This is a genomic window from Candidatus Amarolinea dominans (genome assembly GCA_016719785.1).
GTDB lineage: Bacteria > Chloroflexota > Anaerolineae > SSC4 > Amarolineaceae > Amarolinea > Amarolinea dominans.
Map to the genome: position 1 here is coordinate 184,029 of JADJYJ010000007.1, position 24,392 is coordinate 208,420.

The following is a 24,392-nucleotide window of genomic DNA, read 5'->3' on the forward strand; positions in this document are numbered from 1 at the left end:
CAGATGATGCCGGCGGTCTGACCCAGGATGTGCGGAGGGGATCGAGGGACTGCCTCCGGTTACTGATCAAGTTGATCATATAGTTTATGCAACTCCCGTGGTCGGCTGCGGCTGAGGTCGCCCACCCGATCGCTCGTTTCACGCAAACGGCTGCTCAACACATTGATGAGCACCAGGGCCAGGTCAGAATGCCGGCGCATGAGGGCGATCAGCGGCTCACGCCGCAGATGCAGCACCAGCGTATCTTGCAGGGCGATGGCCGATGCGGTGTGGGGGCTGTTGTCGAAAAGGGTCATCTCGCCAAAGTAGCCATGCGCGCCGAGCGTCGCCAGGCGGATGGACGAACCGCGGCGCCGACTCTGTTCGATGCCCACCTGCCCATTGATGATCACCACCAGGACGCCGCCAGGCTCGCCCTGGTGGAAGATGATGTCGCCGGCGTGAAAGCGCTGTTCCTCGCACGCCGGCGCCAGGACTTTCAACTGGTTGATGGTCATCTCACGGAAGAATGGCGCTTCCTTGAGAAAAATGATACGCTCGATCAGTGAGAGCATGATTTCCTCCTGCGGCCTGGCGTTGACGGTGAGTTCGGTTTGCTCAGGGGCCGCGAGCGAGCTGTCACCCAACAGGGCTGCGTCCGCCGGTGTGAGTTGGCTCAGCGCAAAACCGGCCAATGCGTCCAGCCATGGGTTTTCGTCCGACTGGGCGTGACTGCACAAGGCGAGTATGGCTTGGGCCGGAGTGGGTACACCTGTATCCTGGCCCGCGGCCACCAGGCTGCTGACACGGTCTGCCGCGGCGGTTGGATCGCACAGGGCGGCCATGAGTGAAGCCAGGGCCGGAGTCGTCAAGGACTCCAGCGCCTCGACGGCGTTGGCGCGCGTGCGTTCATCCTCGGCCCGCAGAGCCGTTTCCACGACCTGCGTACCCTGCGCGTGGTGTTGAGCGGCCAACAGCTCGAACACCTCGTGCAGACGTTCGTCGGTTTGTGTACGCAGAGCCGCCTGCAGCAGGGTCATCCCGCTCGTCTGCAGGGCCGCGTGCTGGGCTGACGCGCTGGTCAAGGCGTACCAGTAGCTGTAGAAGCGGCCGGCCTGCAGCAGGCTATCGTTCATCTCGGCGCTCAAGGTTGGCGCCCAGGCCTGCGCGGCGACACGGCCAGCGACGATCGTGGCTAGTTTGCGTTGCCGTGAGCTGCTGGCGTTGAGCAGCGGTTGCAGCGCAGGCAAGACCCGGTCTCCCAGGTACGCGAGGGCTTCGACCGCGGCCTGTTGGACACCGGCGCTGTCGTCATGCAAACCGAGCAAGAGAATAGAGCAGGTTTGCGCTCCCATGCTTCCGTTGCCGGTCTGGCGCGCCAGGGTTGTGAGCGCAACCTGCCGAACCTGCTCGATGGGGTCGCGGGTATGCTTTTCCAGGGTGGCAAAGAGCAGGCTCTCTTGTTCGTCGGGCAAGGGTTGGGGAAGCATCGCTTCGATGGCTAACATGGCCTGCAGGCGCACGTCATCCATCGGATCGTCCAGGCTGTGCATGGCAGCCGGCAGCCAGGAGAGATTTGCCGTCTGTCCGATCACCTGCACGCCTCGCAAACGCTGCATGCTGTCGGTGCTATCGAGCATCTCCTGGAGGATGGTGGTTGCGGCCGCGCGCAGGTTTGGGTCAGCAGACGCCAGCACCGCCGGCAACACCTGGCCGCGCACGTCGAGATCATCATCGCTGAGCCGGGTGCAGGCCAAACTGAGATACTGGCTGTGCTGGGCGCCCAGCATGTTTTCCAGGCCGGCCAGCGCGGCCTGGCGGACCAGACCACTGGTATCTGCCAGGCACTCGGTAAAGACCTGGCGCACGCTGTCATGGTGCAAATCAGCCGCGGTCAACAGGTCGAGCAGCGCGCTGCGCTGCGCGGCGTCAGGCGCCTGGCGAATGGACTCAGTCACCGTGGGGATCACGTTGACGCCGCCGATCTCGATCAGGAGCTGAGTCAGGAAGAGCGTCAGCGCCGGATCTTTGGCGGCTGCTATCCTACTGCGCAGGTGCGCCAGCGTGGGCGGGTCCGCGCTGGTCAAGGTGGCGGCATGTTGCAGCAGGAGGCTGGCGTAATCTTCCTGCTCCAGCAGGCGCAGCAGCGCCTGGCTGTATTGACGCCGAATGATGACGGCCATCACGACGAAGGCGAGGGCCAGCGCGCCCATGGCGGCCGACAAGACCCAATCGGCCGCGCCTGAGCCGCGCAGGAGCGGCGTGAGGAGCAGGATCGCGCCGCCCAGTATGGCGCCGACAGGGACGATCAGCCCGCTGATGAAGGCGCGCGCCCGTCCTTTGACCCGCAGCGGCACGGCGTTGTAGAGCAGATTCTCCGTGGAATTGCGGAACGCGGTGCGAAAGGTGGTGCGATTGAAGTAACCGAGGGCGGCTGACGCCAGTCGCGGGAAAAAGATCAGGCTGCCGCTGATCAGCATGGTGCCGGCGGGGAAGATCAGGTTGGCGTTGCCCAGCCCAAACCAACCAATGAGTCGGCCTACGAGAAATAACTGGATGGGCAGGGCGATCAGGTTGGTGATGCCGCTGACCACCCCGATAAAATCGGCCATGGCCGTGGTTGTTTTGAGTTCGCCCAGGAGAATGCTGCTGGTGCGATAGTTGATGAGCGCCAACAATACGGTGAAAATCAGGGTGGATACCGCCATCCAGCGCAGGAAAACCGATTGGCGCACATACGCGCTGCCTTCACGTAGATTCTCGCGTGCTGATGGGCGGGCCAGTGTCCGTGGGGCAGAGCCGAGGCTTGCCGTGATAGTGATGGCGGTCGGCGCGGTCTTTTCGTGCAGCAGGCGCGGCATCAACCAGACCAGCAGCGCCATGACGACCAGGGCGCCCATCCACAGCCCGATGATGCCGACTGGCGCCAGATGCTGATTGAGCAGCGGGATGGTGAGGCCCGCGACGATGCCGGCCAGGCGCGCCGAAGTTCCCAGGACAGGGACGACGCGCCTGGCCGCGCGGGTATCATAGAAACTGCTCACATAGGTGGCCCAATGTACGTTGTAGATGTCGAGCAAGGGCACATTGAGAATCAGGTAGAAGAGGGGGAAGGCGATGAAGACAGCGCCGGCGGCCAACAGCGCCAGTCCGATCACGATGCCGATGACACTCACGGCCAGGAGGGCCACGAGGATGCGGTCATTGCTGACGCGATCGGCAAAGGCCGAGTAGATGAAGATCGCCAGGATGGAAAAGATCGCGTTGGCGATGAACGCCCAGGGCAGGTATTGCACGCCGATTTGGCGCAGGAAATCAGCCTCGACGATGGTCTCACCCCAGTTGATGCCGGTCAAAACGACAAACGACATCAAATAGAGGATGAGCAGCCGCGGCCATTCATGCGTTCGGATATTGAGCAGTCTGCCCAGGACAAGAATCACGGCAAGAAAATCCTAAGCTCAGCATTGCATGAGATCGGAGATCGGAGATCAGAGATCGGAGATCAGAGATCAGAGATCGGAGATCAGGGATCAGGGATCAGAGATCGGAGATCAGGGATCAGAGATCGGAGATCGGAGATCAGAGATCAGGGATTTTGGGGATAAAAAACGCTGGCCAGGTTCCCCGCACGGTGCAGATTGGCTAGCCAGCGTTTAGGATTTGCAGGACAACAGGTCGCGCAACCGGTCAGACGTTCAACATGCCCGCAATTTGCTGATAGAGGGCCGTCATGGGATGGTTGGGGTAGCGGATGACGAAGATTCCTTCGCTGGCGAGCGTCATCATCTCATCCGAATGGGGGAGCACGGCGGCCACCGGGCAGTTGAAGGTGCGTTCGACGCGCGCTTTGACATCGTTTGGATTCCAGATGGGCGGCGCCTTATTGACGACGAGCAACATGTGCGGCACATCGAGCTTCTTTGCCACTTCGACCGTGACTGCGGTGCCCTGGTAGTCTTGCGAGTCAGGGCGCATGATGAGCACCAACGCATCGGAGATGGCGATCGAGAGCAGCGTTTCTTCGTTCAGGCCAGGATGGGTATCAATCATCAGAACGTCCAGCTTCAACTCTTCGATCAAGCGCTGGTAGCCATCGTTGAGCAAACCGACATCATAACCCTCACGCAGCACGCGGGCAATATCACTGGCTTTCATGCTGGATGGGATCAGGAAGATCTGCCCTGAGATTTTTCTTCCTAAGCGGGGGCTGACGTCAATGGCCGCATCTTCGATGTTGCATTTGCCCCATAAGTAGTCATTGAGCGAATGCACAACGTCCCCTTCCTGGAGACCAAACAAAACATGGATGCCGGGGGAGTGAATGTCGGTATCAACGACGCCCACACGCTTACCGCTCATCGCCAGCACTGTGCTCAGATTGGCCGTTGTGTTCGATTTGCCAGTGCCACCTCGAAACGAGTGAACAGAGATAATCATAACTACCCACCTTCTCAGTTCGGATTTTATTGTCTTCTTACAGCACTACGTAAGCCCTCACCCCCCCGACCCCCTCTCCCGTCGTGGAAAAGCACACGACGGGAGAGGGGGTGAGGGCCTGAACGGTTACTGGTATTATTCATGCTGCAAGTGCTGTCCATTGTAGCATACCCCCACTGATCGTCAATACGGGTTGCTCAGACAGGGACAGAGTATCTTCTCAATTCGTAGGGGCGCACCCTTGCGGTCGCCCACGCGGGCAGGCGCAAGGCCATACCCCTCCCCCGGATTATTGAAGGGATACGGGACAGACGACATGGGGGTCACACAGTACACATTGCGCCAGGGGGCGTTGCCTGTGTGGGATTCCTGCTCATCAACCGACGGCGCTGCTCTCGGCCGGCAGCATGCGGCGCACGATCACGATGGTGATGTCATCGAATTGGACGGCGTCAGCGATGTGATTGCGCACCGTGCTATCAATGCGCTCGAGCAGGCCGGCCGCGGAGGTGGCCGGCGTGGCTAACAGCTCGCGCAGGCGCTTGTCGGTGTACTGCCCTCCGGCCGGATTACGCGCGTCGGGAACGCCATCGGTGTACATGACCAGGGTGTCGCCGGGTTCAAGCTGCGCATCCCCAGTCCTAAAATCGGTCTGCGCCATCATACCGACCGCCATTCCGGTCGGCTTGAGCACCGCTTTGAGGGCGCCATCCGCGCCCATGATATACGGCGGATTGTGGCCGCCATTGATGTAAACCAGCCCGCCGGTCATTGGATCGAGCACGCCGAAAAACATGGTCGCAAACATGTTCAGATCGGAGTGGTTTTCCATGATGTAGTTGTTGGTCAGGAGCACGGCGTTCTTGAGCGCGGTGGCGCCAATGGCGGGCAGGCCACGCCGTCCTGGGCGTGCGCTGATCTGGGCCGGGCCGTCGCCCAAGAGAGATTCCACCAGGTTCAGGCTGTAGTTTTGCTGCGCAAAGGCGCGCGTCAGGCTGCGGCTGAGCGCCATGAACAGCGCCGCGCCCACGCCCTTGTCGCAGACATCGGCGATGACAATGCCCACGCGGCGCCCTTGCGTCAGCGTAAAGATGTCATACCAGTCACCGGCCACTTCGCGCGCGGGATGCAGGCAGGCCGCCAGTTGCCAGCCCTTGGGCTGCGGCACTTCCTTGGGCAAGAAATCGCTCTGGAAACGCCGGGCAATCGCCACATCGTTGAGCACCTTCTCGCGCTTGAGGCGCTCGCGATCCTCCATCCGATGCTGGCGCACCTCCAGGTAATCGGTGATCTGCACCTTGAGCAGGGAGGGCGAGAACGGTTCGGGCAGGTAATCGTCCGCGCCCAGGGCCAGGCAGGCCTCCACGCCCTCGGTGGTTTGTCCGGACGTCAGCATGAGCACGATGATGCTGCTCAGGTCGTCGTCCACCTTGAGATGTTTGATGACATACTCGCTGGTCATGTCCGGCAGGTTGATCTGCAGGAGCATTAGCTCTGGCTTTTCTGCTTTGGCTAATTCCAGCCCATGCTGCCCCGATTCGGCCAGTAGCGCGCCATAGCCAAGCATATCCAGGCGCCGCGCCAGCGTGGCGCGGCGGAGCGGGCTATCATCAATGACTAACACTCGTGCAGATTGAATTGGCACGCGCCGGCGTCTCCTTTTATCATCTCTTTTGCCATCAGTTATGGCACAGGCGCCGTCGTGACCGGCGGCGTCGGATCGGAACGTTTGACCACGAAAATGTTGCGGTTGCGATTATCAATGCGCTCATAGAGAAATTGGTCGGTGCCCTGGATGGCCAGGTAGACGCCGAGACCGCCGATGCCGCGGTATTCCAACGGTGCATCCAGGTTGTCTGGCGTTGGGTGCAACAACGGATCGAAGGGCACCGCCGTATCTTCCAGGATGATGGTGAGCGACTCGTCATTCACATGGGCGCTGACTTCGATGTCGCCTGAGATTTGGGAGCCATCATAGCCGTAGTTGATGATATTCGTCGCAATTTCGTCTACACCCAGGCGCAACCGGTAGCCAACACGTTTGTCCAGGCTGGCCAGCACGCATGCTTCGGTCACATAATCTCGAATCAGCTTCAGGGAAGCGAGGGTACCCGGTACCTTCAAAGGCTGCATGGATCAACTCCTGCGCTCAATGGGGCAAACCGGGTTTCTCTTGAAACCCGGTTTGCCGTAAACGACTAGAAGGTCTCGATCACGACTGGATCGTAAGTGTCAATGATAATGCAGCTCTGATCGAAACCAGTCATTTCGATGGTCTCCTGGACCGACTCCTGGGGCGCCACCAGGTAGAGATCAACGTGTGACCCCATCTTCTGGCGGGCAAACACCAGAACCCGTAGGCCCGCGCTGGACATGTACGTCAAATCCTGCAAGAGCAGGACCAGGCGCCGCGGGTTCCAGGCGGCTGCTTCTTCGACCGCGGTTTTGAACTGACCCGCCACGCCGCCATCAAGCTCACCCACCAGGGTGACCTGGGCAATACCGTTGTTCATGCTACTTGAAACTGTAAAAGCCATTTTTCTTCTCCATTCCTGTCTCTTCGTTCATGAACTGCGATGGTTGATCGCAGTTCAACGCTTCTCAATAATCCGGGGTAGGCCTTGCGCCTGCCCGCGTGGGCGACCGCAAGGGCGCGCCCTGCATTTCAGCGCCCAACGATGATCACCACCGAGCGTGATCCCACCAGGAAACCAGCCTGGTCATCCAGCCGCGGCTCGTGGCCTGGCTCCCACACATCGGCCGGCGACTCAACGCCGGTGTTGGCAAACACATACCACTGCATGCCTTCGGGCAGCCGGGGCAGCTCAAAATGATGAGCGTCCCAGTGCATGTTCAATGCCATGTAGATAAAGTCATCCGCCGTCTGGCCCCCATGCGCATAGCGGCCGTTCAACATGAAAGCCAGGGTGCGATTGTTGTCTGACCAATCCGCATTCCAGGCCTGCGTGCCATGCCAGCTGATGTCGGCATAACCGGTGCCCAGGTAGTCCTGGTTACGCAGATGCCAGCGGTTACGCAGGATGGGATGCGCATGCCGGAACGCAATGAGCTGACTGAAGAAACGCAGCTGGGCGCTGTTCTGTTGCACCAGGTTCCAATCGAACCAGTTGGTTTCATTGTCCTGGCGATAGGTGTTGTTGTTGCCATCCTGGGTACGGGCCACTTCATCGCCCATCAGGATCATGGGCACACCCTGGCTCAACATCAGGATGGCCGCAAAGTTCTTCATCTGGCGACGACGCAGGCTGTTGATCCCCTCGTCGTCGGTCTGACCCTCTGCTCCGCAGTTCCAACTGTCATTGTCGTTGGCCCCATCTCGATTCTCTTCGCCGTTGGCCCAGTTGTGCTTCTCATTGTAGGACACCAGGTCGTTCAGGGTAAAACCGTCGTGCGCGATGATGAAGTTGATCGAGGCCGTGGCGCCGCGGGTGAGATAGAGGTCAGGCGAGCCTTGCACGCGCTGGGAAATGGCGCCGACCAGTCCCGCCTCGCCTTTGACAAACTTGCGCACATCGTCGCGAAACTTGCCGTTCCATTCGGCCCAGCGGCCGTAGGCAGGAAACGAGCCAACCTGGTAGAGACCGCCAGCATCCCAGGCCTCGGCGATCAGCTTGCATTTCGCCAGGATGGGATCATAGGCCAGGGTTTCCAGGAGCGGCGGGTTGGACAACGGCGCGCCCGAGGGAGCGCGTCCCAACACCGCGGCCAGATCGAAACGGAAGCCGTCAATGTGATACTCGGCCGCCCAGTAGCGCAGGCAGTCCAACACCATGTTGCGCACGACCGGATTGTTGCAGTTGAGGGTGTTGCCGGTGCCCGTAAAGTTGAAGTAATAGCCTTCGGGCGTGAGCATGTAATAGGTTTTGTTGTCAATCCCGCGGAACGAAATGGAAGGCCCATGTTCGTTGCCCTCGGCCGTGTGATTGAAAACCACGTCCAGCATCACTTCGATGCCATGGCGATGGAACTCTTTGACCAGCGCCTTGAACTCATCAACCTGCATGCCCATCTTGCCGGTGGCGGCATAGGCTGATTTGGGCGCAAAGAAGCCCACGGTGCTGTAGCCCCAGTAGTTCCCCACGCGCAGTTCGCCGGTCTTTGGATCCGGACTGCTGCCTTCGAACTCGTCGAACTCGTAGATGGGCAGGAGTTCGACGCAGTTCACGCCCAGTTCCTTGAGATAGGGGATTTTCTGGCGGATGCCGGCAAAAGTGCCAGGAAATTTCACCCCGGACGAGGGATGGCGGGTGAATCCGCGCACGTGCATCTCGTAGATCACCAGGTTTTCGGTGGGAATCTCAACCGGGCGGTCGTTGTCCCAGTCGAAGTCGTCAAAAACCAGGCGTCCCCGATAGCGGTAGATGTCGTCCCAGTTGGGGGGCGTGCCCCACACATCGCGACCACCGATCGCCCTGGCGTAGGGATCGAGCAGAATCTTGGACTTGTCGAACCAGTGTCCGTTTGGTGGATCGAACGGCCCCTCCATGCGGTAGCCATACTCGATCTTCTCGTAGTCAAGGCCAAACACGATCATCGCATAGACGTTGCCAATGCGGAACTCATCAGGAAAGGGGATTTCAGCCAGCGGCTGGGCAGCGCCTTTTTCGAACAGCACCAGGGTGCAATCGGTGGCATGGCTGGAAAAAACGGAGAAATTGACTCCGCCGGGCACAAACGTGGCCCCAAAGGGGAAGGGTTTGCCGGTGCGCAGCTTGAAACCCTGGTGTTCGTGGGTGGGGTATGCATCAACTCGGTCCATAGATCACTCCTTGTAAACGGCTACGCCAGGGCAGCGACGCCTTCGGCCAATGTATCGAAATGGGCAAAGAAGTCGAGGAAGCCAGTCATTTCCATCGTGTCCTTGATTTCTTCCACCAGGCCCACCAACACAACGCGACCGCCATGACCTACCACGTTGCGGTAGGTGGCCAGCAGCATGCGCAAACCGGCGCTCGACATGTAGGGCACGTGGCTCATATCCAGCAGTAGGCGCGGGTTCGCTGCGGCCGCCGCCATGATCTGCGTCTGCACCTGGGGGGCCGTGTTGCCGTCCACTTCGCCGTTGATATCAATAATTTGGATAGACTGCTCGGTCTGAACGTTTATTTCCATGAAAGATTGTCCTTTTTGGGCCGGCCAGTAGCGCCATCCGCCGGATGGCGCTACTGGCTCGTGCCAGTTACTTGGTTGGCTGCACCGTGACGCGCACGCGCAGGCGCTCCTTCGATTCTGGCAGCTTGACGGTCAGCCCCTGGGCATCGAAATTGCTGTAAGGCTCGTCATCAATCCACACTTCGCTGATGGTGATGCTGTTGGCGGGCAGGATGTCGGGCGAAACGCGCAGAATGTTGTCCTTGAACCCACCGGGCAGCGGCTTGAAGTACAGCGTCAGCGGCTGCTTGGTGATCAGCAGGTTGGTGTAGACCTGGGCCAGGTAGCACAGCTCGAAGGAGTGATACCCGCTCATCGAATGGCTGCCTTTGAGGCGCTCGGTGCCCATCAGGTAAGGCACACCGCTGGCCATCACATTGAAATAGACCGCGCCATCGTCGTGGTCAAGGAAGAAGGCGTTGTAGAAGGCCGATGATTCACGCGCAAGGCGCAGGTACTCCTCGTCGCCGAGCACACCGTGCAGAATCAGGTAGGCCAGGATGCCTTGCTCCTGCTGCCACCACGCCTTGCGATCATGGAAAGCAAAGTGGTGCAGGCTTTCGCCAGGTGCGGGGTTACGCTCCATCACGTCATACCAGCCGCCGCGCTGCTGATCGCCGCCGACGGAGGGCATGATGGCGCCAATTTTGCGGGCAAAGGCCTCGTACTCTGGCTTGGGCTGCGCGCCAAACATGCGCAGCAGATTCCAGGCGATCTTGAGATTGTGGCCCACCACGCCGCGGTTTTGCTGCCACATGTGCGTGGAATCGTGCGACCAGTCTTCGTGGAACTTCTCCTGCACAAAGGGGCTGTGCTCGTAGTCCTGGAAGTGAGCGGTGATGGTGTCGAAGGTGTATTCGAGCATCTTGCCATAGCGCTCTTCGCCCGTCGCCAGCCACAGATTGATCAGATAGGCCGGCGCATGATCGCCCACCGAATTCCAGTTCTTCTTTCCCCGGTTGGGACCGAGCGCCTCGCTGCGCGCGTCCAGCGTGATCGGATCAAGATGGGAGAAATAGCCGCCCTTCTCACGATCCAGGAAGAAGCGATCGAACAGGTCAACGGTCAGCTCCGCATCGCGCAAAATGCGCGGATCACCCGACACGCGGTAGGTCTGGATGGGGCCGGCCAGGGCGTAGATTTGCTCGTAGGCGGGGATGGCATCGAGGTCATCGCCGAATTCAGAGGCAAACACCTTCTTCTCGCGGCGTCCCTCGACATCAATGCCGTGATACCAGTAGACGATGTTCTCATCGCGGTCGTAGAAGCGCATGTGGTCGCGCAGGTATTCAGTGCCGCGCTCGGCGCCCTCCAGGAAGCGATCATTACCGGTGAGCATGTACGCCGTGGCAAAACCGTAGACGAGGCGGGAGATGGTGTCCGTTTCCTGGCGATAGCGGTCAGACGCCTTCTCGCCGGTCAGGGTGATGTTCGTGCGGTAGTCCTTGTAGTCAACCGGTGCATCGCCAAACTGAGCGCGGGCGTAGAACTTGCCCAACTCCCCAATCTGCTGCACCCACCAGTCCTGGCGCTCGAAAACGAATTCGCCCGCCCGACGGCCGGGGAACACCAGAAACTGCGCCTCGAAGATGTAGCCATCGCCCTGCGGATAAAAGATGCCGTAGGTAAAAACATGACGCTCGGCCACCAGCATGTCGCGCATCTGCCCTGTGCAATCCTGGTAGGGATCGCCCAGGTTGCGGGTGAGTAAGGCGTAGGTGTTGCTTTTTAGCTTGATGTCATAGGTGACGCCGCCACTGGTGCGCACCGAGTAGGTGTCCAGTGACCGATCGTACTGGGTAACGTAGCCGGCAATAGTGTCCGAGAAGGTAAACTTCAACTTATCCATGTGTCACTCTCCTGTGCTTCAATTTGCTGCGCATGGCGCTGCTATTCAGTATCAGCCAGTTGTTTGTGATGAAACTGATCCAACGGGCTGGGCACGATGTACAATAGGGGAACCAGAATGAACAACAATTTGGCTACGTTCAGGTTCAGAAACGAAACCAAGACAGCGATCACGTAGACCATGGGCGCCATCAGTTGGCGCCGGTTGACAAACGCAATCAAGTCGGCATCCAACTCCGCTGGCACCAACCGCCGCTGCTTCGTGGCGTAACGCCAGGTCAGGTTGAGGGCCAGGCCAGCGCCGATCAGCATCAGGGCATAGAAGATCAGGGCCAGTTGATCGTCGGGGTAATGAATGATCAGGGCGGCCGCAAACGGCATGGAAGCCACAAACAGCAGAAAGAGAATGTTCATCCACAGGAGCCAGCGGTCGTGGCGCCTGATATGCAGGAACATATTGTGGTGCCCCACCCAGTAGATACCCAGGACAGCGAAACTGATGACATGCGCCAGGAGTTTCGGCAATATCACTGGCAAGGCCGTGATCAGGCCGCCGGTAATGTCGTCTGGCACTTTTACTTCGAGCACGAGCAGCGTGATGGCGATCGAGAAGACGCCATCGCTGAAAGATCCAATGCGCTCATTTCCGGGCGCACTGTGATGTCCCTTCGCGTGTTTGCGCTTCACGTCGTGCTCTGCGTGACTCATCTGTGGTTCTGTCATCGTTTTCTACCAACTTCTAACCGGGGAAGGGCGGCGGGTTTTCTTCGTCCGCGTAGCCCTGGGTAATCTCCACGATGTTGCCTTCCGGGTCCGCGACCCACACGGTGCGCCAGCCCGGAATGAAAGCGTCAAAATCGAACGGCCCCAACGTAATCCTGGCGGCCTCGCCCAGTTCGGCCAGCTTGGCATCCACGCTCGCCACCTGGAACGCGATGTGGCGCCAGGTTGGAAACCAGGGCCCGTCCTTCTCGTTGGGCGGTAGCGGTGAATCTTCTTTGGCCTGGAACAACTCCAAATAGGCGTTGCCGGCCCGCAAGAAGATGATCTGCGTGTCACCGAGGGCAATGACGCGCCCACGCGCAAAGCCGAAGTAGCGGCTGTAGAAGCGTTCAATGGCGGCCATGTCCTGGCAGGCAATAGCCATATGATGAAACATCGTTTTCTCCCTTTTTCCTGCGCCTGTCCGCAGCGAACCGTTAGCGCTCAGCCAGCAGGTCAATGATTTGGCGGGCAAACTGGTGGCAATGGCCGCCCGTGCGCCCTGTCACCAGATCGCCATCCACCACCACGTCCTGGTCGGTGTAGATGGCGCCCATGTTGCGCGCATCGCCCACCAGGTTGTTGTGTACCACCACCGGACGCCCGCGCACCAACTCCGGCACCAGCGCCAGCAACCACATGCCATGACAGATGATGCCCTTGAGAACGTCCTTTTCAGCAAAGGCGCGCTGGATGAAGGCTGTCGCCGGAGGCAGTTTCGTGACGTCATCCGTGTAGCGCAGGCGGTCCGACACCATGCCGGACGGCACGATGATGGCGCTGTAACTGCGCAATTCCTCGTCGCTCATATTCTCGAAGCTCTCGAAGCAGACAAAGGGCGCTCTGTACTCGTGACCGAGGAAGGTGAGCGACGGTTGGCCCCACAAGCGGCTGAGAAAATGAAGCTCTACGCCTTCTTCGGGAAAACGATGCTCGTAGTAAAAGATTTCCTTCTCGTAAAAGTCGCCTTCGATCAAGACGCCGATTTTCTTGCCCTGTAATCGCATACCTACCCCTTTATTTGGCTTCCGCAGTCTGCGTGACTGCGGAAGTCCGACACTCCGCCCTTGCGTCAGGCGACTGAACCATCTGGATACTGGGTCATGCCGGCAAAATGGATCATGATCTTGCCCTCGCGCAACACCCAACTGTCGGCGAAACGCATTTCGGCCTTCTGGCCGCCGGCGGTCATCTGGATCGCTTCGACGATCATCAACGTTTGCGGGTTTTCGGTCTCGGCCCAGAACGCGATGTCGGTCTCCAGGCCCTCGATGCCCAGAATCCCCTGCATGTGCTCACGCAACTGCTCTTGGCCGCGGTAGTAGAGCGGTGTTTTCATGAAGCTGCTGATGAGCAGGCAGTCATCGGTGTACTGAGCGAGCAAGGCGTCAATGTTCTTGTCCAGGATCAGTTGAATATGCTCACGATACATGCGGCCCAGGGCGGTGTCCGGCACGTTCTTCATAATAAAGTTACCTCCAGAAATCGTTGCTGACGGCCATACCCATGGCTGGCGCGTCGCTCAGGCGTTCAGAATCATGTCGGCCGCTTTTTCGCCGATCAGGAAACAGGCCGCCACCGTGTTGCCACTCGTCACCGTGGGCATGACCGAGGCATCGGCCACACGCAGGCCCTGCACACCGTAGACGCGCAGCGCAGAGTCAACCACAGCACGCGCATCGTAGCCGATCTTGCAGGTGCCCGCGGGGTGCCACAGGGTCGAGCTTTGCGCCCGAATGAAAGCCACCAGGTCAGCGTCCGGGCCAGGCACGAGTTCGCCGCCGTTCAACCCGGCAAAAGCCTTCGTGTTGATGATCTCGCGCGCCAGCTTGACCGCGGCCACCAACACCTGCACATCCGCATCCTGCTGCAGATAGTTGGGGTTGATGGACGGCGCCGCCAGCGGATCGGCTGAGCGCAGTCGCACCTCACCGATGCTGTACGGCTGAATCAGGATGGGCAGGAAGATGCTGGCCGGGCCGCCAAAGTTCATCACCGGCGCCAGCGCCTTAGGCACCGCCGGGGTGTAGTTCATCTGCAGATCGGGCGGCGCCGCGTCCATCCCCGGCCGGGTGCGCACAAACAGCACATTGCCCGTTAGCAAGTCGGGCTGCGGCAGATTGACCAGCGAGCGAAAGACCACCGGCAGTTGCACGTGATCCTGCAAATTCTGCCCCACACCGGGCAAATCAACCAGCACCTTCAGGCCAAGCTCCCGCAGATGGTCGGCCGGGCCAATGCCAGAGAGCAGCAGCAGCTTGGGCGACAGGAAAGCGCCTGCGCTCAGAATGACCTCGCGCTCGGCTTCCACCTGCAGCGTCTGGCCCTGGCGCACGTATTCCACGCCGCTGGCGCGCGTGCCGCTGAAGAGGACACGCGTCACTTCGGCTTCGGTCTGCACGGTCAGGTTGGGCCGCTTCATGGCTGGGGCCAGGTACGCGGTGGCCGCGCTGGCACGATTGCCCTGGTCATCCACATGGAACTGCAGGAAACCCGCGCCATCTTCCTGGCGGGCGCCGTTGTTGTCCCAGTTGGGGCCATCGTAGCCCAGTTCGGTCGCACCGACCTGGAAGGCCTCCGAGCGCATCGCGGGGTCAGGACAATCGCGAATCTTGAGCGGACCGCCCACGCCGTGATACTCGGAGGCGCCCCCCTCGTAGTCTTCGATGCGCCTGTAGTAGGGCAGCACATCGTCGAAACTCCAGCCATCCGCGCCCAGCGCGTTCCACTGATCGTAGTTGCGGCGATTGCCCCGCACATACATCATGGCGTTGATCGAGGTGCCGCCGCCGATCACGCGGCCCTGGTTGATGATGATCTGGCGCCCGCCCATGCCCTTCTGCGTCTCGGTGGCGAACTTCCAATCGTAATCGCCTCCCCACAGCGGAACGAACCCGCCCAATGCATGAATACCAGGATCGGTATCCGTGGCGCCTGCTTCCAGAATCAGAACCTTCAGGGCCGGATTGGCGCTCAAGCGATTGGCAATGACGCACCCACTCGCCCCCGCGCCCACAATGATATAATCGTATTTTTCTGTTGCCATGTGTCATGACTCCTTGCAACGGTTCGCCTGGGCGCCAACCCATTGGCCGGCGCCCAAGCAGCAGCGGCGACTCGGGACGAGCGTTGCCCGCCTTCTCGACGTTGGCAATGCTCAGCCTGACTCGTAGGGAATTAACCCATCGTCGGGACGATGCCCAATTGCTGCATCAAGCCCATCGTGTCCTCGCTCACCCAGTCCTCAACAATTTTGCCGTCGGCTACACGCACCACGCTGATGCCCTTGACGCTGACGGCCTTGCCTGTGGGCGGAATGCCAAACAGGTTCTCGGTGTGCGTGCCCTGCATGTGCCAGCGCACCGCGGCCTTGTCACCGGAGCCAAACGCGTCCTCGACGACCATGTGCATGTCGGGGAATCCGGCACGGAACGCGCCCAGGAAACCCTGCACGGCTGCCCGCGGCGTGATCGGCGTCGGGCTGCTGGGGTGATACATCACGATGTTGTCAGCAAGAATTTCATCGGCGACACTGGCATCGCCCTTGCCGAGCAACTCCTCAAAGAAACGGCGACCAATCGAAACGGCGTCTGACATGATACTTTCTCCTGTGATCTGATTTAGGAATTCATGAATCGTTTTGTGTCACGAATTTCACGAATTTAACGAACGATTCTTCGGCTTCAACCGGCCTGGGCACGTGTCAGCGCCCGCTCGGCGAGGATTGTGACCAGGTGAACGCGATACTCACCCGATGCGAACAGGTCACTGCGACCCTTCAAACCGGCCACGCCCTGGCTCAGCGCGGCCGCGAACGCCGCCGCGCTGGCCTTTTGGCCCTTGAGCGCTTCTTCGGCTTGATACAGGCGCTGGGGATGCGCCTCGCTGCCGGTGAGGCCCAACCGGCAACTGACAATCGTGCCGTCGTCTCGGCGCAGCAGGCTGACGGCAACTCCCACGACCGGATAGCCGTTGGCCGGGTTCTTGAATTTCTCGTACGCGCTGCGCTGCCCGGTTTTCGGCAGCGGAATATGCACCGACGTGATCACTTCATCGCTTTCGAGAGCCGTCCGGAACGAACCGATGAAGAACTGATCGGCCGGGATGTGGCGTGGCCCATGCGCACCCTGGGTCAGGATGGACGCCTCGAGCGCCAGCAGCGCGGCCGGCAGATCGGCGGCTGGGTCACCAAAAGCCAGGTTGCCGCCGATGGTCGAGGCGTTGCGCACCTGCACATCGCCGATACTGTCCGCCGCTTCGGCCAGGGCCGCGGCGTGCGTCCGGATCTCAGGATGCAGGGCTATTTCGGTGCAGGTGGTCATGGCCCCAATCTGCAGAAAGTCGGGGTTGCTCAGGGTGGTGATGCCGCGCAAGCCACGAACCTCCCGCAGGTCAATGAGCAGCGGCGGCGCCAGGCGGTGCAATTTCATCTGCGTCAGCAAATCATGCCCACCGGCCAGAATTCTGGCTCCCGGGTGCGCCTGCAGTAAGGTGATGGCCTCCTCCAGGCTGCTGGGAGCTGCGTAATCAAAAGAAGCTGGAATCATACGTTTATGCTCCTGCGGCAACGGGTGAGAGTGGGCGTCCGGCGCCGTTCTCCCCAGTCTTCAGTCCTTGATGCGGAGTACTCATACCCGTCGCTGGCTGCCGGCGGCCTGGGCGTCACGCATCGCGCGCCAGACTTTCTCCGGTGTGAATGGCATTTCCAGATGCTGGATTCCGAGGTCGGCCAGGGCATTGCAAACCGCATTGCCCACCGCCGCGGCCGCGCCGATTGTACCGATCTCACCGGCGCCCTTGGCGCCCAACTCGGTGTGCGGCGTCGGGGTCACCATGCTGGCAATCTCGAAGTTTGGTAGTTGCGTCGCGCGCGGCAGCGGGTATTCCGTCAGGTTTGACGTCAGCAACTGGCCTTCACTGGTGTAAATGGCCTGCTCGAAGAGCGCCTGACCCAGGCCGTGCGTGATCCCGCCATGCACCTGGCCGTCGAGGACCATCGCGTTGCCCATCGTCCCCACGTCATGCACGCCGAAGAAGCGCGTCACCTCGACCTGACCGGTCTGCTCGTCAATTTCCACCTCGGCCACCTGCGCGCCGTAGGGGAAGTTGAAGCCGGGCGGATCGAGGAAGGTGGTCACATCCAGGCTCGGCTCCATACCTGGCGGCATGTCCCAACCGTACCACAACGCCAGCGAGATTTCCTGCAGAGTCTGCTTCTTCTCCGGGTTGTCCTTCGGATAGGCCTTGCCATCCTCGTAGACAACCTCCGCTTCGGGCACCTTGAACATGTGCGCGGCCATTTTGATGACCTTTGCCTTGATCTCCAGGGCCGCCTTGAGAGTCGCCGCGCCGCCAACGCTGAAGGATCGGCTGCCGTAACTGCCCTGTCCGAAGGGGGCGCGTTTGGTGTCAGAGTGCAGGATTTCGATCTGGCTGATGTCAATGCCCAGCACCTCGCCCACGATCTGGGCGAAGGTGGTCTCATGCGACTGCCCGTGCGGTTTGGAGCCGATGATGACGCTGATCTCGCCGGTGGGGTGTACCTTGATGTTCGCGCTTTCCCAGGTGCCGCCCAACATGCCCTCCTTCGCCATGCGTGAGGAGGGGCCGACGCCGCTGACCGCAATGAAGGGCGCCATCCCGATGCCGTAGCGCTTGCCGCGCTGACGGGCGCTTTGACGGCGGGCGGTCGTGTCCGCATAGCCAGCCATCGCCAGCACCGTTTCCAGCGACGTGGGGTAGTCGCCCGAATCGTACATCCAGCCCATGCGGTTGTCGAAAGGTAACTGCGCGGCTTGGACCAGATTCTTGCGCCGCACCTCGGCCGGATCCATGCCGATCTCTTGGGCAAAGCGGTCAATCAGGCGTTCGATCATGAAGGTTGCCTCTGCCCGGCCCGATCCGCGCTGCGCACCGAGCGAAACCACGTTGGTGAACACCGCGTAGACTTCGCAGAACGGATTGGGAATATCGTAGACGCTGGTGACATTGCGCCCAACCATGGCCGTAGCTACGCCGGGGCCAATGGTGGATGGATAGGCGCCCAGGTTGGCATAGCTGGTGCAGTGCAGCGCGGTGATCTTGCCCTCACGTGTGCCGGCCAGCGTGGCGTACATCTTCTGATCGCGGCCCTGGACCGTGGAACGCATCAGCCCGCTGCGTGTGTCAACCCATTTGATCGGACGGCCCAGCTCACGCGCCAGGTAGAGCACCAACGGCATGTCCGCGTAGACATAACCCTTCGTGCCAAAACTGCCGCCGATCTGCGGCGCAATGACGCGCACCTTGTTGAAGGGCACCCCCAGAATCATCAGCGCCAACAAGAGGCGATGATCGTGCGGTGACTGAGTCGAAGAGCGCAGGGTGAACTCACCGGTCCCGGCATCGTATTCGCCGATGGCGGCGCGTGGTTCAATGGGGCTGTTGATGGTGCGCTGGTTGCGAATGGACAGAGAGACCTTGACCTCAGCTTCGGCGATGGCGCGCTCGGCCGCCTCTTTGTTGCCATACGGAATGTAGGCGTTCAGATTGTTCGCCACTTCGTCATGCAACTGCGGCGCGCCCGCTTTCAACGCTTCTTCGGCATCCACCACCACCGGCAGCGGGTGATAGTCCACCCTGATCGCGGAGAGTGCGTCATAGGCCTGGTAGCGTGTTTCGGCCACAACGACCGCCACCGGATCACCGGTATAGCGCACACGATCGGTGGCGAGGACATTGCCGGCGCCAGGTACGCCAAAGGGATGCGAGGGGAAGTGACTCACCACACCGCCCGGAATCCAGACGCAGGGCAGGGGCATCATCTTGTTTTCAATGTCAGCCGCGGTCAACACGCGTACCACGCCGGGCATCTTCAGCGCCGCGCTGATATCAATACTCTTGATGCGCGCATGACCGTACTCGCTGCGCAGAATGGCCATATGGAGCATGCCGGGCAAAGTCAGGTCAGCGGTGAATTTGGCCTCGCCGCGCAGCATCTCCGGATCTTCCTTGCGCTTGAGGCGTGCGCCCAAGATCTTGCCTGCGCGTGGCGTCACCTTGACGGTGTCGGCGGGCTTTGCGTCCGCTGCCGTGGCGCCATTGCTGCTGACTGTCGTGGTTGGTGGGGTTGCCGGCGCGCTGACAGGCGCTGTTTCCCGCAGCGCGGGCATGGGTGGGGGCGTATTCTCCCCGGGGGGCGCCTGCGTAGCCGCGGCCGCCTTCGCCTCTTGCGCCCGAATGCCTGACTCCCAGAGCATCGTGGTGCCCGACTGAATAATCACGGTGGCATGCTCATCCACCTCGGCCATGCTCTCGTAGCCCACCTTGACCGTCTTGCCCAGGGAGATGGTGTCGCCGGGACTTAAGTTCATCACCCCCATGAGCCGGTTTTGATTGACACTGGTGCCGTTGGTGCTGTTCATGTCTTCGATCGTGAAGCCGTCATCCGAGCGTGCCAGGCGTGCGTGTCGGCGTGACACTTCGGTGTCAGTCAACACAATGTCGTTCACCAGATCGCGCCCGATGGTGACCACATCCTCCTTCAGTTCGAAGACCTTGCCGGCCGCAATGCCTTCTTGCACAACCAGTCGAAACGAATCCTTGATTTCCGTCATTTCCGTGTGTTCCCCTTTCGCCCGTCAGCTCGATCCCTTGCCGCGCCGGATCTGCTTAGCCATCTTCTGCAGGTCCTGGAAATAGGCATCATTGGTGATTTCGGCCACATGGGCTGCCTTCCTGGCCTTGTCAATTGCCAACAGGGTGATATTGGCCCCGTCGGTTGGTTCGAAGCATAAGGTTACATTTTTGCCCAGGTTAATCACATCACCTTGTTTCAGAACCACCGGCGTCATCACCTGTACGCCGTTGACAAAGGTGCGATTTGTGCTGCCCAAATCCTGAATGGTGAACGTATCGTTCGCCTTCGTCACCTGGGCATGCCGACGTGAGACGAGCGGATCGTCCACCACAAAATCACAAGCCGGGTCACGCCCAATGATGACTGTGGCTTGCTCAATCTCGAAGCACTCGCCGACCATCTGGCCGCGCTGTACTGATAGCTGAAATGAACCGGGCATCGTATCGTTACCGCCTTCCGTACTGACTTTTTTGCAACGTAACCCTGTTTCCGGGCGATCCTACTTGACGCCGGTGAAATGATAGCTGACCTTGCCGTCCTTCAGCATGAAGACATCGTAGACGCGCACGGTGCCTCGATTCGTGCGTACGGTGGCCTCGAATGAGACCGAGTTTTCGGACTCTGTAAATTTTTCGGTCGTAACCACTTCTTTGATCTGCACCCAGCGCATGTAGTTGCGGAAGTGCTCTTTGAGGGCTGCATGGCCGCGCACCGTCCAATCGAACGAGGCGACGACGGCATCCTCATGATAGTTGTCTTCGACCAACGCGTCTGGGTTGCCGGCAATGAGATAACGCACCTGGCGCTCGTAGAAGGCTTTGCCTGGCGTGTCAATAATCATGTGTACCAGGCTGTTCGTCTTCTCAACCGCGTACTGCACGGCTTTGACCACATTCTGGTAGCCGGTGCAGCGGCAGAGGTTGCCCTCCAGGCCGCGGCGGATTTCTGCTTCGGTTGGGTGCGGGTTATGCTGCAGCAGGTCGGTCAATGACATGACCATGCCCGGTGTGCAGAAGCCACACTGCAAGCCGTGGCGCTCCCAGAACCCTTCCTGCAGGGTAGTCAGCGTGCCCGCGTGCGCAACGCCTTCGATGGTGCCGATGTCGCCGCCTGCGGCCTGCACCGCCAGCATGGTGCAACTCTTCACCGAAATGCCGTTGAGCATGATGGTACAACTGCCGCATTGGCCGGTATCACAGCCTATCTTCGTCCCGGTCAGCCCCAGGTCGTCGCGCAGAAAATCAACGAGGAGCATACGCGGCTCCACATTTCCCTCATGGGGCTTTTGGTTAATGGTCATTGATACATGCATGGATTCGGTTCCTCTCATCTACAGCTCATCACAAGTTCGTCACATCTCGTTCATACAGATCATGAACAACGAACCTGACAAGGCCCGTCGTGGCGGCCTGTAACGCAATCCGCCGGATTGCGGGGCCGCCACGATGGACGTTGTCCTGGCTAGAGTCGTGCAAATCCTGGCGCGTACGCGAACGGCTTCACCGTGGCGTTATAGGCCACAATTTGCAGACCGTAGCGATTCTTGTCTGACCGGCGCACAGTCCAGCGTTGGGTCGCATCCATGGAGACGCGTTTGCTCTTCGCTGCCGGCGGCTCCCACCAACTGGCCTGCCAACCGACCACCACATCCACCACCGCCTCGTCGCCATTGATCTGGGCGTCCACGGTCTGGACGTAGTGATTCTCATCGAAGAACAGGTTGGTGACCCGGTCATACCATGTTTTGAACGAGGCGTAGTCATGGATGTCGCCATCCGGGAACTGGATATTCAGGCCCGATTCGCTCAGCAGGGGATAGACATCTTCGATCGGGTCATGGTTGTCAAGCGCACGGTACCACGCGGCCACAAGGCGCTTAATTTCATCTAACTGCAATGGTGTACTCATAGCGAATTGTTTGTCTCCATATTGGTTTACTGCCCGCACGTATTGCCCACGCGCTCCGGGTGGGTGTCGCCTGCGAGCACCAGGTCAATCAGGAAAGGCCCCGGATGCGCCAGCATCTGCGTAATGGCCGGGCCGATCTCCCACGGTTTTTCCACGCGCACCCCGGCCACGCCCATGCCGCGCGCGATGTCTACAAAATTGAGCGGCGGATGGGAAAGGTCGAAGCTCAGCGGGAAATCATGCGCCGGGATGTCGCGTTCTTTCCAGTAGGCCGCGATGTTCAACTGCAACAGGCGGTACGAGCCGTTGTTACAGATGATAATCTTGGCGTTGATGTTGTGCCGCGCGGCCGACCACAGGGCCTGGATCGTGTACATCGAGCCGCCGTCGCCGGTGAAGCCGATGACCGTTTTGTCAGGATTGGCCAGTTTGGCGCCCAGGGCGCCGGGAATGCCAACCCCCAGAGAACCGCCCCGCGTCACGAAGTATTGACCGGTGCGCGAGGGTGGGTGATAACGCACCACGGCCGGTGAACTGGTCAGTGCTTCATCGAAGATGATGGTATCGGCCGGCAACTGCGGCGCCAGCTCTTCCATGAAGCGCGCCATCGTCAGTGGCGCCTTGTCACGTGTCTCGCGATCATGGGCCAGGTTGGCGGCCTCCCTGGCGGCCTTGATCTCGCCGATCGCGGCGGTGCGCGCTTGAGCTTGCGCCCTCTGCTCGGCGGTCATCGTGGCTGCCAGGATGTCTGCCAGGATGGCCAGGCTGCGCTTGGGGTCAGCCACCATGCCCAGCGTCACCGGATGGCTCTTGGCAATCTCATACGCGTTGAGGTCAATGTGAATAACCGCCGCGCCAGGGGCGAAGATGTTGCCCAGTTCAGGAAAGACCTCTGGCAGCACATAGGTGCCCACAATCAGATTAGCGTCGCCCTTGACCATGATCGGCTTGCTGGCATAGCCAAACATGTGCCCGGTCATGCCCTGGTGCAGTGGATGGCGGTAGTCAATGTTGACTTCGCCGGCGTCTGCCTCCCACACCTCGGCGCCCAGCAGTTCAGCCACGCGTGTCAGCTCGTCCTGCGCGCCGGAATAGGCCACGCCATCACCCACGAAGATCATGGGTTTGGTTGCCGCCGCCAACAGCGCCGCGGCCTCCCTGAGCAACTCCGGATCGGGCGCTGAACGCGTGGAGGGGATGGAGGTCGGGACCACGTCCTCGACCAGCGGGGCATCAATGATGTCCTGGGGAATGCAGACATATACCGGCCCCATCGGCGGCGTCGCAGCAATCTTGATGGCGCGCCGCAGCACGCGCAGCAGCGAGGAAGGGTCAACCACCATCGTGGCCCATTTCGTGACCGGCTCGGCCAGCGCCACCAGGTCGCCGGCCATTTGCGCATCGAGACCCTGATAGCGGATGCCGGCATCCCCCCCGATGACGACCAGGGGAGAATGTCCGCGCTTGGCCTGGTAAAGGGCGCCAATGGCGTTACCAACCCCCGGTGTGCTATGCAACTGGACCAGTGTCGGTTTTTGCGTCGCCCGCGCGTAGCCATCGGCCATGGTCACGGCCACGCTCTCCTGCAGGGTCAGGATATACTTCATCGCGGGATATTCAGCCAGGGCATCGAGGAAGCCTTGTTCCACGGTGCCTGGATTGCCAAACATGAAGTGCATCCCGTCGGCCAGGAACTGCTCGATGATGGCGAAGCGACCTGTCTTTTGTGTCATACATTGCCTCATAAGCGGGATTTAGATTGCGCGCGACGGCTTACCAGCCATAGCGGCGCAGGCCGTTTTCCAGCACCTCGATCATCAGCTCGCCGACGAGACGCGAGTCCTGCGTCGAGCGGCCGGTAAGGAACGGATAGTCCAGGATCGTGGAGATGGTGTGGCCGACGCCGCCGTGGTACTGACCCTCCGGGCCGACCGCATCCCGCAGGATGTACTCCAGCGGATAGAACGGCGGACCGAAATTAGCGGACGTATTCATTGGCTTGCCGTCGTAGTCGTACATCTGGGCAAAGCCAGTCGAGTCCTTATAGTCGTATTCGCGGGCATGGCCGGTGACGTGCTTGCCCCAGATGATGCTCTTGCGGTCATTCCAATCGCGGGCGAAGGCCAGGCAGGTCACGCAGTAGCACTCGACGGCGATGAGCTTGCCCTGGGCCAGGAACCCCAGGATCACGTCGTGCAGGCGCTCGTTGTTCACCATGTCCACCATGGGGCCGCTGCCACCAGGCAGCAGCAGCGCATCGTACTTCTCCAGGTCTTTCCAGCATTCGGCGCGCTTGTTGTGGTACGCCTCAAGCTCGTGCCCGAAGCTGGGGCTATTGAAATACGGCATCTGCGGGAACCACTCGGACAGGTTGATGGGGTTGTTCAACAGGTCCGCCTCGTGAATCTGTCGCGTCCGGGTGGCGTAGTGCTCGTCGGTCACGACCTTATCCAGCGGCGGATCCAGATATCCTGGCTCCATGCTGGGGGGCAACGCAGGCGGTTTCCTGCCTTTTGCCGTCATGAAGTCCATCTCATATCCACGTGCGGCCAGCACATCGTAAGGGCCGACCAATTCCTCGCCCCAGTAACCCCACTCAGACAAAACGACCAAGACCTTCTTTGACATGCGTAAGTCTCCTTAGTTTGAATCATCACTTCGAATG

General features: G+C 60.3%; 21 protein-coding genes. All 21 read right to left on the reverse strand.

Annotated features, from left to right (window positions below; genetic code table 11):
- Positions 1-59: 59 nt before the first annotated feature.
- A complete protein-coding gene (locus IPM84_10630; protein ID MBK9093217.1) occupies positions 60-3,422 on the reverse strand; it encodes a cyclic nucleotide-binding domain-containing protein in 3,363 nt (1,120 codons plus the stop codon).
- Positions 3,423-3,669: 247 nt separating this feature from the next.
- Positions 3,670-4,419 (reverse strand): MinD/ParA family protein, encoded by a 750-nt coding sequence (locus tag IPM84_10635; protein ID MBK9093218.1) that lies wholly within the window; start codon positions 4,417-4,419, stop codon positions 3,670-3,672.
- Positions 4,420-4,795: 376 nt separating this feature from the next.
- Complete coding sequence (locus IPM84_10640; protein ID MBK9093219.1) at positions 4,796-6,064, reverse strand: SpoIIE family protein phosphatase; 1,269 nt, start codon at positions 6,062-6,064, stop codon at positions 4,796-4,798.
- Positions 6,065-6,102: 38 nt separating this feature from the next.
- On the reverse strand, positions 6,103-6,552 hold the full coding sequence (locus IPM84_10645; protein MBK9093220.1) for an ATP-binding protein: 450 nt from the start codon (positions 6,550-6,552) through the stop codon (positions 6,103-6,105).
- A 65-nt stretch (positions 6,553-6,617) separates the two neighbouring features.
- Positions 6,618-6,956: an STAS domain-containing protein gene (locus IPM84_10650; protein MBK9093221.1), complete on the reverse strand. Its 339-nt coding sequence runs from the start codon at positions 6,954-6,956 to the stop codon at positions 6,618-6,620.
- A gap of 128 nt (positions 6,957-7,084) precedes the next feature.
- Positions 7,085-9,199: a glycogen debranching protein GlgX gene (gene glgX, locus IPM84_10655; protein MBK9093222.1), complete on the reverse strand. Its 2,115-nt coding sequence runs from the start codon at positions 9,197-9,199 to the stop codon at positions 7,085-7,087.
- Between the two features lie 20 nt (positions 9,200-9,219).
- Positions 9,220-9,552, reverse strand: coding sequence for an STAS domain-containing protein (locus tag IPM84_10660; GenBank protein ID MBK9093223.1), 333 nt, complete (start codon positions 9,550-9,552; stop codon positions 9,220-9,222).
- 67 nt (positions 9,553-9,619) lie between these two features.
- Positions 9,620-11,440 carry an AGE family epimerase/isomerase gene (locus tag IPM84_10665; protein MBK9093224.1) on the reverse strand — a complete coding sequence of 607 codons (1,821 nt, stop codon included), beginning with the start codon at positions 11,438-11,440 and terminating at the stop codon, positions 9,620-9,622.
- Positions 11,441-11,481: 41 nt separating this feature from the next.
- On the reverse strand, positions 11,482-12,162 hold the full coding sequence (locus tag IPM84_10670) for a DUF1211 domain-containing protein (GenBank protein ID MBK9093225.1): 681 nt from the start codon (positions 12,160-12,162) through the stop codon (positions 11,482-11,484).
- A gap of 16 nt (positions 12,163-12,178) precedes the next feature.
- Positions 12,179-12,598, reverse strand: coding sequence for a VOC family protein (locus IPM84_10675; GenBank protein MBK9093226.1), 420 nt, complete (start codon positions 12,596-12,598; stop codon positions 12,179-12,181).
- 40 nt (positions 12,599-12,638) lie between these two features.
- On the reverse strand, positions 12,639-13,208 hold the full coding sequence (locus IPM84_10680) for a DJ-1/PfpI family protein (GenBank protein MBK9093227.1): 570 nt from the start codon (positions 13,206-13,208) through the stop codon (positions 12,639-12,641).
- Positions 13,209-13,273: 65 nt separating this feature from the next.
- Positions 13,274-13,666, reverse strand: coding sequence for a nuclear transport factor 2 family protein (locus tag IPM84_10685; GenBank protein MBK9093228.1), 393 nt, complete (start codon positions 13,664-13,666; stop codon positions 13,274-13,276).
- Positions 13,667-13,723: 57 nt separating this feature from the next.
- On the reverse strand, positions 13,724-15,247 hold the full coding sequence (locus IPM84_10690) for an FAD-dependent oxidoreductase (protein MBK9093229.1): 1,524 nt from the start codon (positions 15,245-15,247) through the stop codon (positions 13,724-13,726).
- Positions 15,248-15,378: 131 nt separating this feature from the next.
- Entirely contained in the window at positions 15,379-15,798 is a 420-nt protein-coding gene (locus IPM84_10695) for an ester cyclase (protein MBK9093230.1), read from the reverse strand.
- 86 nt (positions 15,799-15,884) lie between these two features.
- On the reverse strand, positions 15,885-16,748 hold the full coding sequence (locus IPM84_10700) for a xanthine dehydrogenase family protein subunit M (GenBank protein MBK9093231.1): 864 nt from the start codon (positions 16,746-16,748) through the stop codon (positions 15,885-15,887).
- 81 nt (positions 16,749-16,829) lie between these two features.
- Positions 16,830-19,796 (reverse strand): molybdopterin-dependent oxidoreductase, encoded by a 2,967-nt coding sequence (locus tag IPM84_10705; protein MBK9093232.1) that lies wholly within the window; start codon positions 19,794-19,796, stop codon positions 16,830-16,832.
- A 24-nt stretch (positions 19,797-19,820) separates the two neighbouring features.
- Positions 19,821-20,258: an FHA domain-containing protein gene (locus IPM84_10710; protein MBK9093233.1), complete on the reverse strand. Its 438-nt coding sequence runs from the start codon at positions 20,256-20,258 to the stop codon at positions 19,821-19,823.
- 60 nt (positions 20,259-20,318) lie between these two features.
- Positions 20,319-21,131 (reverse strand): nuclear transport factor 2 family protein, encoded by an 813-nt coding sequence (locus IPM84_10715; GenBank protein MBK9093234.1) that lies wholly within the window; start codon positions 21,129-21,131, stop codon positions 20,319-20,321.
- A 149-nt stretch (positions 21,132-21,280) separates the two neighbouring features.
- Positions 21,281-21,727, reverse strand: a complete 447-nt coding sequence (locus IPM84_10720) for a nuclear transport factor 2 family protein (protein MBK9093235.1) — start codon at positions 21,725-21,727, stop codon at positions 21,281-21,283.
- A 26-nt stretch (positions 21,728-21,753) separates the two neighbouring features.
- Positions 21,754-23,460: a thiamine pyrophosphate-binding protein gene (locus tag IPM84_10725; protein MBK9093236.1), complete on the reverse strand. Its 1,707-nt coding sequence runs from the start codon at positions 23,458-23,460 to the stop codon at positions 21,754-21,756.
- 40 nt (positions 23,461-23,500) lie between these two features.
- Positions 23,501-24,355 carry a type 1 glutamine amidotransferase domain-containing protein gene (locus IPM84_10730; protein MBK9093237.1) on the reverse strand — a complete coding sequence of 285 codons (855 nt, stop codon included), beginning with the start codon at positions 24,353-24,355 and terminating at the stop codon, positions 23,501-23,503.
- Between the last annotated feature and the right edge of the window lie 37 nt (positions 24,356-24,392).

Coding starts and splice junctions, on each gene's coding strand:
- IPM84_10715 (MBK9093234.1), bottom strand. CDS start 21,131: ATGCATGTATCAATGACCATTAACCAAAAGCCCCATGAGGGAAATGTG.
- IPM84_10720 (MBK9093235.1), bottom strand. CDS start 21,727: ATGAGTACACCATTGCAGTTAGATGAAATTAAGCGCCTTGTGGCCGCG.
- IPM84_10730 (MBK9093237.1), bottom strand. CDS start 24,355: ATGTCAAAGAAGGTCTTGGTCGTTTTGTCTGAGTGGGGTTACTGGGGC.
- IPM84_10685 (MBK9093228.1), bottom strand. CDS start 13,666: ATGAAGAACGTGCCGGACACCGCCCTGGGCCGCATGTATCGTGAGCAT.
- IPM84_10700 (MBK9093231.1), bottom strand. CDS start 16,748: ATGATTCCAGCTTCTTTTGATTACGCAGCTCCCAGCAGCCTGGAGGAG.
- IPM84_10710 (MBK9093233.1), bottom strand. CDS start 20,258: ATGCCCGGTTCATTTCAGCTATCAGTACAGCGCGGCCAGATGGTCGGC.
- IPM84_10660 (MBK9093223.1), bottom strand. CDS start 9,552: ATGGAAATAAACGTTCAGACCGAGCAGTCTATCCAAATTATTGATATC.
- IPM84_10645 (MBK9093220.1), bottom strand. CDS start 6,552: ATGCAGCCTTTGAAGGTACCGGGTACCCTCGCTTCCCTGAAGCTGATT.
- IPM84_10675 (MBK9093226.1), bottom strand. CDS start 12,598: ATGTTTCATCATATGGCTATTGCCTGCCAGGACATGGCCGCCATTGAA.
- IPM84_10680 (MBK9093227.1), bottom strand. CDS start 13,208: ATGCGATTACAGGGCAAGAAAATCGGCGTCTTGATCGAAGGCGACTTT.
- IPM84_10695 (MBK9093230.1), bottom strand. CDS start 15,798: ATGTCAGACGCCGTTTCGATTGGTCGCCGTTTCTTTGAGGAGTTGCTC.
- IPM84_10690 (MBK9093229.1), bottom strand. CDS start 15,247: ATGGCAACAGAAAAATACGATTATATCATTGTGGGCGCGGGGGCGAGT.
- IPM84_10670 (MBK9093225.1), bottom strand. CDS start 12,162: ATGACAGAACCACAGATGAGTCACGCAGAGCACGACGTGAAGCGCAAA.
- IPM84_10725 (MBK9093236.1), bottom strand. CDS start 23,460: ATGACACAAAAGACAGGTCGCTTCGCCATCATCGAGCAGTTCCTGGCC.
- IPM84_10635 (MBK9093218.1), bottom strand. CDS start 4,419: ATGATTATCTCTGTTCACTCGTTTCGAGGTGGCACTGGCAAATCGAAC.
- IPM84_10665 (MBK9093224.1), bottom strand. CDS start 11,440: ATGGATAAGTTGAAGTTTACCTTCTCGGACACTATTGCCGGCTACGTT.
- glgX (MBK9093222.1), bottom strand. CDS start 9,199: ATGGACCGAGTTGATGCATACCCCACCCACGAACACCAGGGTTTCAAG.
- IPM84_10650 (MBK9093221.1), bottom strand. CDS start 6,956: ATGGCTTTTACAGTTTCAAGTAGCATGAACAACGGTATTGCCCAGGTC.
- IPM84_10705 (MBK9093232.1), bottom strand. CDS start 19,796: ATGACGGAAATCAAGGATTCGTTTCGACTGGTTGTGCAAGAAGGCATT.